7 protein-coding genes are annotated in these 10123 nt (G+C 64.9%); all 7 read right to left on the bottom strand.

Annotated elements, in window-relative coordinates; genetic code table 11:
• Positions 1-121: 121 nt before the first annotated feature.
• Positions 122-802 (bottom strand): response regulator, encoded by a 681-nt coding sequence (locus A9X04_RS28505; RefSeq protein WP_067928272.1) that lies wholly within the window; start codon positions 800-802, stop codon positions 122-124.
• Positions 799-3366 carry a sensor histidine kinase KdpD gene (locus A9X04_RS28500; RefSeq protein ID WP_067928270.1) on the bottom strand — a complete coding sequence of 856 codons (2568 nt, stop codon included), beginning with the start codon at positions 3364-3366 and terminating at the stop codon, positions 799-801. The genes A9X04_RS28505 and A9X04_RS28500 overlap by 4 nt, the downstream gene beginning before the upstream one ends.
• A gap of 12 nt (positions 3367-3378) precedes the next feature.
• Complete coding sequence (locus tag A9X04_RS28495) at positions 3379-4302, bottom strand: potassium-transporting ATPase subunit C (RefSeq protein ID WP_067928267.1); 924 nt, start codon at positions 4300-4302, stop codon at positions 3379-3381.
• Between the two features lies 1 nt (position 4303).
• Positions 4304-6454, bottom strand: a complete 2151-nt coding sequence (gene kdpB, locus A9X04_RS28490) for a potassium-transporting ATPase subunit KdpB (RefSeq protein WP_067928264.1) — start codon at positions 6452-6454, stop codon at positions 4304-4306.
• Positions 6454-8124, bottom strand: a complete 1671-nt coding sequence (kdpA, locus tag A9X04_RS28485) for a potassium-transporting ATPase subunit KdpA (protein WP_067928262.1) — start codon at positions 8122-8124, stop codon at positions 6454-6456. Before kdpA ends, kdpB begins: the two co-directional genes overlap by 1 nt.
• Entirely contained in the window at positions 8124-8315 is a 192-nt protein-coding gene (locus tag A9X04_RS32505; protein WP_369829033.1) for a potassium-transporting ATPase subunit F, read from the bottom strand. Before A9X04_RS32505 ends, kdpA begins: the two co-directional genes overlap by 1 nt.
• Positions 8316-8584: 269 nt before the next feature.
• The gene (locus A9X04_RS28475) at positions 8585-9952 is read right to left on the bottom strand and encodes a DUF2254 domain-containing protein (protein ID WP_231985842.1); all 1368 of its coding nucleotides are present in this window, start codon (positions 9950-9952) and stop codon (positions 8585-8587) included.
• Positions 9953-10123 lie beyond the last annotated feature (171 nt).

The raw sequence follows: 10123 nt of genomic DNA, 5'->3' as shown, positions 1-10123 counted from the left end.
AAAGTCGCTGTGAGGCGGGCACATCGACGATTGCTCCGACGCGGGGCGGAAGTGACCGATGTGACCAGGACGTCGGTCGCCGACCGCGGCGTCGGGCGCGCGGCGTCGGCCGCGCAAACACTCACGCCTCGAAGCGGTAACCCATCCCCGATTCGGTCACCAAGTGCTTGGGGTGGGACGGGTCGTCCTCGAGTTTGCGTCGCAGCTGCGCCAAATAGACTCTTAGATAATGCGTTTCGGTGGCATACGCCGGGCCCCACACCTCTTTGAGGAGCTCTTCGCGGCCGACCAGCTTGCCGCGGTTGCGGACCAGCACCTCCAGCATCCCCCACTCGGTGGGCGTCAGGTGGACTTCGGCGCCGTTCTTGGTGACCTTCTTGGCAGCCAGGTCGACGGTGAACGCCTCCGTCTCGATCACCGGTTGCTCCAGCTCGGACACCGCGGTGTTGCGGCGGACGGCCGCCCGGAGCCTGGCCAGGAACTCGTCCATCCCAAAGGGTTTCGTCACATAGTCGTCGGCCCCGGCGTCGAGGGCCTCCACCTTGTCGGACGAGTCGGTGCGCGCCGACAACACGATCACCGGCGCGGTGAGCCAGCCCCGCAGCCCGGCCAGCACCTCGATTCCGGAGATGTCCGGCAAGCCCAGGTCGAGGATCACCACGTCGGGTCTGTGCTCGGCGGCGGCGCGCAGCGCGCCGGCACCGCTGGACGCGGTGATCACCTCGTAACCTCGCACGGACAAGTTGATGCGCAGCGCGCGCAGGATCTGCGGCTCGTCGTCGATCACCAATACCCGGGTCATTGCGCCCCGACCATTTCTGGCGCGGCCAGTTCCACCGTCACGGTGAGGCCGCCGCCGGGAGTGTCGCCGGCCGCGATCGTGCCGCCCATGGCCTCGACGAAGCCGCGCGCGACCGACATGCCCAGGCCCACCCCCGTGGTGTTGTCGTGGTCGCCGAGGCGCTGAAACGCTTCGAAGATCTGGTCTTCGGTCCCGTGCGGGATGCCGGGCCCCTCGTCGATGACGTTGATCAGGACGCGGTCGCCCACGCGACCCGCGTTGACCCGAACCACACAGTCGGGTGCGTACCGCAGCGCGTTGTCGATCAGGTTGGCGAGCACGCGCTCGAGTAGCCCCGCGTCGGCCAGCACCACGGCGTCACCCACATCGACCTTGACCCGATCGATGGCGGATCGATAGAAGCCGGTGGCGCCCTTGCCGATACTGATCAGCGCCCGCTGCACGGTCTCCTCCAGATACACCCTTCGCATGTCCGGGCGCACCACACCGGCGGCCAGGCGCGACGAATCGAGCAGGTTGCCGACCAGCGCCGTCAGCTGGTCGATCGACTCCTCGATGGTCGCCAGCAGTTCCGCCGTGTCCGCGGGGGAGAAGGCGACGTCCTCGGCGCGCAGGCTGGACACCGCGACCTTGGCCGCCGCCAGCGGCGTGCGCAGGTCGTGGCTGACCGCCGACAGCAGGGAGCGCCGCAGCTCGTCGGCCCGCACGATCGCCTCGGCCCGGCTGGCCTCCTCGGCCAGCTCTCGCTGCCGGATCAGCCCCGCGGCCTGCTTGGCCACCGCGCTCAGCACCCGGCGATCGCGGGCCGAAAGCTTCCTACCCGCCAACAACATCCAGAACTCGTCGTCGCCGACCTCGATCGCGGTGTCGGCGGAGGCGACGGTGACACACGGATCCCTGCCCACGCACGCGACGACGTCGGCCTTCTTGCCCTCGGCGCGGTCCTCCTCGGCTGGTTCGCGCAGCATGCTGACCGCGCGCTGTGCGTAGGTCTCGCGCACCCGGTCGAGGAGCGTCTCGAGATCGGCCCCGCGCAGGACGGAGCCCGCGAACAGGGTCAGCAGCTCGGCCTCCTGGGAGGCGCGACGGGCTTCCCGGGTGCGTTTGGCCGCGCCGTCGACGAGGACCGCGACAGCGACCGCGATCATCAGCAGCACCAGTTCGGTGACCGCGGCGTTGGGTTCGGCGATGGTAAAGCTGTGCCGGGGGGCTGTCAGGAAGTAGTTCAGCAGCAGCCCGGACAGCACCGCCGAAAGGATCGCTGGCGCAACTCCTCCCAGCAGGCCCACCAGCAGAACCCCGACGAAGAATAAGGCGCTTTCGCCGGCCGTTTGCAGATACGGGTCGAGAAAGTTCACGGTGACGGCACAGATGGCCGACGGCACAATGAGTGCCGCAAGCCACGATGCGGCCCGTCTTTCGCGCGGTGAGATCGACGCCGCGCGGAAGCCGCGTTTGGATTCCTCGTGGGTGACGAGGTGCACGTCGATCTTTTCAGACCGCTCGACGATCGTCGCGCCGATCCCCTCCTCGAAGATGCGCGCCCACCGGGACCGTCGAGAGGTGCCGATCACCAACTGTGTGGCATTCATCTCGCGGGCGAAATCGAGCAGGGCAGTGGGCACGTCGTCGCCGACTACGGTGTGCAGTGAGGCGTCGAGGCTGCTCGCCAACTCACGGATCTTCGCCATCCGGGATTCCGACAGGCCGGCCAGGCCGTCGCCGCGGATCACATGCACCACCATGAGCTCCGCGCTGGACTTCGACGCGATCCGAGATGCCCGTCGAACCAGCGTTTCCGATTCCGGGCCGCCGGTTACCGCGACCACGACTCGCTCGCGCGCCTCCCACATGTCGGTGATCTGGTTCTCCGCGCGGTACTTGGCGAGCGCCGTGTCCACCTGGTCAGCCAGCCACAGCAGCGCCAATTCTCTTAAGGCGGTGAGGTTTCCGCGCCGGAAATAATTTGACAGCGCCGCGTCGATGCGCTCTGGGGCGTAGACGTTGCCGTGGGAAAGCCTGCGGCGCAACGCCTCCGGTGTGATGTCGATGAGCTCGACCTGCGAGGCCTGCCGGACTATTGAGTCCGGGATCGTCTCCTTTTGTTCTATGCCGGTGATTTGCGCGACGACGTCGTTGAGGCTCTCGAGGTGCTGGACGTTGACGGTGGAGATCACCGTGATCCCGGCGTCGAGCAGTTCCTCGACGTCCTGCCAGCGCTTGGCGTTCTTGCTGCCCGGGGTATTGGTATGCGCGAGCTCGTCGACCAGGACGACTTGGGGTCTGCGCGCCAGGACGGCCGGGACGTCGAGCTCGGGGAAGGTGCCGCCGCGATATTCAATGAAGCGCGGCGGGATGAACTCGATGCCCTCAAGAAGCTCAGCGGTTTTCGCCCTTCCGTGCGTCTCGATGACGCCCGCCACCACATCGGTGCCGCGTTCAAGCCGGCGATGCGCCTCGCCGAGCATCGCATACGTCTTACCGACGCCAGGAGCCGCACCGAGGTAAATCCGCAGCTCGCCGCGCTTGGGACGGTGGTCAACGACACTCACGTCAACCATCATCCACCTATCGCCCTAGCTCGAGACTGGATATTTTTGATCGAGTTGCAGGTTCAACTGCAACACGCTGACGCAAGGTTCACCGAACAAACCAAGAGTGCGGCCGCTTGTGTACTGGGCTACCACCGCGCGTATCTGATCCGGACTGACGTGCCGGGCCTTGGCCACCCTGGGGATTTGGATTGCGGCGTAGGCAGGCGAGATATTCGGGTCGAGGCCGCTGCCGCTGGCGGTGATGGCGTCGGCGGGCACGGCGGGGTCTGCCGGTGCGGCGCCGCGGATGGGCACGATCTGGCCGATCGAGTAGTCCTCGCCGTACTTTGCGCATTCGACGCGGACCCCCTCGTAGAGCGTAAGGAACGGTGCCGGTGTCGTCTGGCACGGCTCGTTGACGCTGACCACCCGGGTGGGATGGACGACGTTTCCGCGCGCGTCACGGGGTCCGATCACCGAAAGAACGGCACCCACACCGCCGCCGGTGCAGAACGGTCGCGATCCGTCCACACCCTCGAGCTGGCCCACCGCGGTGCTGCGCGAACACACCGTCGTCAACAGGCCCGGCTTGAATCCCGCGTCAGACGCGGACTTGCCCGTCGTCAGCTGCGCGGGATCGGCGGGTGTGTCGACGATGCTCTCCGGCCCGAGGTTGCTTGCGCTCGTTGACGTCGGGTCGTAGCCCGTGCCGGCCGCCGAGGGGCGGCTCTGGAAGTACTTCGGCAGCGGGTTGCCGTCCTTATCGGTGAACAGCTGACCGATCAGGCGGCTGCCGACCGGCTTTCCGTTGGCCGTGAGGATCGATCCTTCGGCCTTGTCGTGCAGTCCGGGCAGCTGTGCGACCAGCCAGATGAGCAACGGGTAGGCGAGACCGGTGATCACGGTCAGCACCAGCAGCGCGCGGAAGGCCGCCCAATGCACGCGGACGAAATTCGAGAATTTCATGTCAGGACATCCCTGGGACGAATTGGATGATCAGGTCGATCGCCTTGATTCCGATGAACGGGGCCACGATGCCGCCGAGACCGTAGATGTAGAGGTTGCGGCTCAACAATTTTGACGCGCTGCTCGGTGTGTAGCGGACGCCGCGCAAAGACAACGGGATCAGCGCCACGATGACGACCGCGTTGAAGATCACCGCCGACAGGATCGCCGACTGCGGACTGTGCAGCCGCATGATGTTGATCATGTCCAGTCCCGGGAACAGCGCGACGAACATGGCCGGGATGATCGCGAAGTACTTGGCAATGTCGTTGGCGATCGAGAAGGTGGTCAGCGCGCCGCGGGTGATCAACAGCTGCTTGCCGATCTCGACGATCTCGATCAACTTGGTCGGGTCGGAGTCGAGGTCGACCATGTTGCCGGCCTCTTTTGCCGCCGACGTGCCGGTGTTCATCGCCACGCCCACGTCGGCCTGAGCCAGGGCCGGCGCGTCATTGGTGCCATCGCCGGTCATCGCGACTAGCTTGCCGCCTTCCTGCTCGCGCTTGATCAACGCGAGTTTGTCCTCGGGAGTGGCCTCGGCCAGAAAGTCGTCGACACCTGCCTCGTCGGCAATCGCTTTGGCGGTCAGCGGGTTATCCCCGGTGATCATCACCGTCCGGATGCCCATCTTGCGCATTTCGTCGAAGCGTTCCCGCATGCCCTGCTTGACGACGTCCTTGAGGTGGATGACACCTAGCACCGCCGCCGCGCCGTCACGGCACTCCCCGACGACGAGCGGGGTGCCGCCGGCGGCGGAGATGCCGTCGACAATCTCGCCGAGCTGGTGGGGCACCTTGCCGCCTTGGCCGCGTACCCATTCCGCGACCGAGTTGGCCGCACCCTTGCGCAGCAGATGCCCGTCGAGGTCGACACCCGACATGCGGGTCGTGGCAGAGAAGGCCACCCATTGGGCCTGGGAGAGTTCGCCGGGTGTGCGCGCGCGCAGCCCGAAGTGCTGCTTCGCGTAGACGACGATCGAGCGTCCCTCCGGTGTTTCGTCGGCGAGGCTGGACAACTGAGCGGCATCGGCAAGTTGCTCATTCGTGACCCCGTCGAGGGGGACGAAGGCGGCAGCCTGTCGATTGCCGAGGGTGATGGTCCCCGTCTTGTCGAGCAACAGTGTGTTGACGTCGCCCGCCGCTTCAACCGCGCGCCCGGACATGGCGAGCACGTTGCGCTGGACCAGCCGGTCCATCCCGGCGATGCCGATGGCCGACAGCAGCGCGCCGATTGTGGTGGGGATCAGGCACACCAGCAGCGACACCATCACGATTCCGGTGACGCCATTTGCGTTGAGCGCCTGGGTGTCCGGGACGCCCGGGTTGTTCGCTTTCGAATAGACCGCCAGCGGCTGCAGGGTGGCAACGGCGAAGACGAAGATGATCGTCAGCGCGGCCAACAGGATGTTCAGCGCGATCTCGTTGGGGGTCTTCTGCCGGTTGGCGCCCTCGACGAGGGCGATCATTCGGTCGATGAAGCTTTCCCCGGGCTTCTGGGTGATCTGCACGACGATCCGGTCGCTCAGCACGGTGGTGCCTCCGGTGACCGCCGAGCGGTCACCACCGGACTCGCGGATCACGGGCGCGGACTCGCCGGTGATCGCCGATTCGTCCACGGAGGCAATGCCTTCGACGACGTCGCCGTCGCCCGGTATCACCTGCCCGGCTTCGACCACGACGATGTCGCCCTGTTGCAGCAGCGGTGCCGCGACCTCTTCTTCGGTGACCGGCGCGCCTGGCCTCCAGTCCTTGAGCCGTCGCGCCAACGTGTGACTCTTGGCTCGCCGCAGCGTTTCTGCCTGAGCCTTGCCGCGGCCTTCGGCTACTGCCTCCGCGAGGTTCGCGAACAATACGGTTAGCCACAACCAGATCACGATCAACCATGCGAACCAGGTCGGGTTGATGATCGCGAGCACGGTGCTCCAGGTGGCCCCGATCTCAACGATGAACATCACCGGGTTGCGCCACAGGGTGCGCGGGTCGAGTTTGCGCAGCGCATCGGGTGTCGACTTCAACAGCATCTTCGGGTCGAGCAGGCCGCCCTGCACCCGTTTTGTGCTTGTGTGCTCCGTCGGCTGGGTCTCCTCAGCCGTGTCGATGGTGGAGGCAGTCATCAGTGGATTCCTTCGGCGAGAGGCCCGAGAGCAAGCATGGGCAGGAAGGTGAGGGCTACAAGGATCAGGGTGACGCCGGCGACCATTCCGACGAACTGTGGCCGATGGGTGGGCAGAGTGCCGGCCGATTCGGGCGTCATGCCCTGCCTGGCCAGTGAGCCGGCCAAGGCCAGGACGAGCACGATCGGCAGGAATCGGCCGAACACCATGGCCAAGCCGAGGGCGGTGTTGTACCAGTTGGTGTTGACGCTGATGCCGGCGAAGGCGGACCCGTTGTTGTTGGCCGCCGACGTGAACGCGTAGAGGACTTCGGACAGGCCGTGCGGGCCGGTGTTCAGCATCCCGGCGCGCTCTCCCGGTAGCGCCATCGCGATCGCGGTGCCGGTCAAGACGATCAGCGGCGTAACCAGGAAATAGCTTGCGGCAAGCTTGATTTCGCGAGGATTAATCTTCTTGCCGAGGTATTCCGGGGTGCGCCCGACCATCAGCCCCGCAACGAATACGGTGATCACCGCCAGGACCAGCATGCCGTAGAGGCCCGAGCCGGTGCCGCCGGGCGCGACTTCACCCAGCTGCATGTTGAACATGGTGATCATCCCGCCGAGGCTGGTGTAAGAGTCGTGGAACGAGTCGACGGCGCCGGTGGAGGTGAGCGTCGTCGAGTCGGCGAACACCGCAGAGTTGGCGACACCGAACCGCTGCTCGACCCCTTCCATCGCCGCGCCGATCGCGGTCGGCACCGTGCCGTGATGCTGGAGCTGGAACCACATCATGAATGTCACGCTGATCAAGTACAGCGACGCCATGACCGACGCGATCGCGTAGCCCTGCTTGGTGTTACCCACCATGCGCCCGAACGTGCGTGGCAGCGAGAAGCTGATCACCAGCAAGAGGAATATCTCAATCCAGTTCGTCCACGCGTTGGGGTTCTCAAACGGGTGGGCGGAGTTCGCGTTGTAGAAGCCGCCGCCGTTGGTGCCGAGCTCCTTGATGACTTCTTGGCTGGCGACCGGGCCGCCGGTGATGGTTTGTTGGGTGCCGCCGAGGGTGGTGACGACTTGGTCGTTCAGGTGGAAGTTCTGAATCGCTCCACCTGCGACCAGCACGATCGCGCCTAGGACCGCGATGGGCAGCAGGATGCGCAGCGTGCCCCGAACCAGGTCGACCCAGAAGTTTCCGAGATCGCCGGTGCGCCTGCGCGCAAACCCGCGCACCAGCGCGATCGCCACCGCCATGCCGACCGCGGCCGAGACGAAGTTCTGCACCGCCAGCCCGGCCATCTGCACCAGATGGCCCTGTGTCGATTCGCCGGAATAGGCCTGCCAGTTGGTGTTGGTAACGAAGCTGACGGCGGTGTTCCACGCCAGCCCCGGGGTCATCTGCGTCGCGGGGTCATGCAAGTGCAGCGGCAGCTTGCCCTGCACGAGCTGGAACACGAACAGGAACAGGATGCTGATCGACGAGAACGCCAAGACGCTTCGCGCGTAGGCCCCCCACGTCTGCTCCGAGCGGGAGTCAACACCGATTAACCGGTAGATCGCGCGCTCGACATAGGAGTCCTTGTCTGAGGTGTAGACCCGGTACATGTAGTCACCGAAGGGCACGTGCACCAGCACCAAGGCCACGACGAGGACGAGCAGGAAGATGACGCCTGCTGTTGTTGTGCTCACTAGAACCTCTCCGGGAACAACAAGGCGCACCCGAGGAACAAGGCAAGCACGACGGAAAGCACCAAACCGACGATGTTTTCGTAGTTCACAGCCGCTCGACCAACTTCTGCACCAAGCCCAGTACGGCGAACACCGCCACCGTGAGCAGTACGAATGCCAACACGCCCATCTTGTCTCCGTTCCGCGCCCATCGCGTGCATACGAAAGGACCTCATCGAGGTAGCCACAGCGCTTTCCTCGGAGGCAAGGTCAGCTTGAAGTTAGCTGGGGTCGATCCGATAGGGCCTTTGGTTGACACTTTCCTAACGGGCTCACGGCGCACCTTTACGGTTTGTTTACGCATGTCAGTTCGAAGTTGTCGCCGCCCGCTCGGCCGAGTGCCGCCTCAATCACCTGCGATGTGATCTGGATTCCAAAAGTCAACTGCAGCAATGACTTTGACAAGCGCCGGTCGGCCGGCTCACGCAACGAGGCGTTCGTAGAGGGCTCGTAATGCGCCGTATCGGCGTTCGACGTCAGCGCGGTCGGACCGTTCGGGAACTGATTCCAGATTCGCGCGCTCGACCATGTCAGCCTGATCCATCAGGACTTGCGCGCGCTGCGGATCGATCGTCTGTTCCATGATCGTCGTCAGCGCCTCGAGCTGGCGGATCATCACCGCCGGCATGCCGCGCCCGGCCTGGCGGATCTTTTCGAATGCCCGCTGCACCAGCCGCTCGTAACTGACCTGATCGGAGATGACGCGGATGACCCCGCGCTGGTCGCGATGGACTTGGGTCGGGGACCATACGGGTGCGATCTTGCACAGGCAATCGCCTAGCCAGTCGACGCACGTGAGCGCGGTGAACGTGTCGTTGACGGCCGGCGATAGTGCTCGGATGGCGATCTCCACGAGCTGGTCGACGCCGAAGGCGACGTCCTGCGACAGCGTGCGGTGCGGGCCGGTCGCCTGAGCGCGGGCCAGGGATTGAGCCACCCGCTCGGCGGTGTCCGGGGGCCAGACACTGGCCAGTTCGCGGCCTTCGACGAGGAAATGCCCGGGGCGGTAGGGCAGCCGGATCACTGCGTCCGCCTCGGTGGCGATGCGCACCAGCGTCTGGTGACGGATGAACTGAAGGTAGCCACTCTTTGGGGTACGGATGACGCTTCCTGACGTTTCTATTCGGGCGAGCAGCTCGTCGAGAGAGGGGCCTTGCGCTGGCCTTCGCGTCGCGAATCGCGGCTGATCCTCGCTTTGTGCGGCGACTGCTTGGGCAAGGTCTTTGGCGATGCCGGCGATCACCTGGGGGAGCTGGATCTGGGTGGCGATGTGGTGAATGAAATAGATCAGCACCGCCAGATCGATCAGCACCAAACCGAACGCAGTCGTGATCGAAATGTGGGGGACGAACTCGCCCCGATCACCAGGTCCGATCGAAACCAGCACCACGACGCAATACACAAATGTCGCTACGAATGTTCCCAAGGTGAGTTGGGTGCCCCGGTCACGGATGAAATTGCGCAACATTCGCGGACCAAACTGCGTCGACGCCAGTGTCAGCGTCACGATCGTGATGGAAAAGACGATCCCAACCACAGTGATCACCGATGCCGCAATGGAGGTCAGGATCTGACGCGCTGCATCGGCGGTGCCGCTGATCACGAACGAAGGAGGCCGAAACCGCCCGTAGTAAGCGGCTCGGTCCAGCCGCAATGTAACGCCGAAAAGTCCGAGGGCCCCGAAGATTACGATCGTCGGGACCAGCCACAGATTGGTGCGCAGCTCTTCCCGCCGCCACTGTGGCCACATCACGCCGAGGCTTGGCGTCACATCGGTGCGACCGCCCACGAAATGAGCACCGTAGCGCTCGCCATCACGGCGGATTTATAACTGACCTGGGCCGATAATTGCAAGTGTGGTGCTCACCGGATTCTGATCAGACACGCCGAGCCATGCCATAGGTCGAAAAGGATCCGTAAACATTCGCGGCTCGGGCGTATGGATGCCGTTCGGGTCACG

It is taken from the genome of Mycobacterium sp. E3247, from assembly GCF_001667785.1.
Classification (GTDB): domain Bacteria; phylum Actinomycetota; class Actinomycetes; order Mycobacteriales; family Mycobacteriaceae; genus Mycobacterium.
This window is presented reverse-complemented; position numbering and strand designations above follow the sequence as displayed.

Coding starts and splice junctions, on each gene's coding strand:
- A9X04_RS28505 (WP_067928272.1), bottom strand. CDS start 802: ATGACCCGGGTATTGGTGATCGACGACGAGCCGCAGATCCTGCGCGCG.
- A9X04_RS28500 (WP_067928270.1), bottom strand. CDS start 3,366: ATGATGGTTGACGTGAGTGTCGTTGACCACCGTCCCAAGCGCGGCGAG.
- A9X04_RS28495 (WP_067928267.1), bottom strand. CDS start 4,302: ATGAAATTCTCGAATTTCGTCCGCGTGCATTGGGCGGCCTTCCGCGCG.
- kdpB (WP_067928264.1), bottom strand. CDS start 6,454: ATGACTGCCTCCACCATCGACACGGCTGAGGAGACCCAGCCGACGGAG.
- A9X04_RS32505 (WP_369829033.1), bottom strand. CDS start 8,315: ATGGGCGCGGAACGGAGACAAGATGGGCGTGTTGGCATTCGTACTGCT.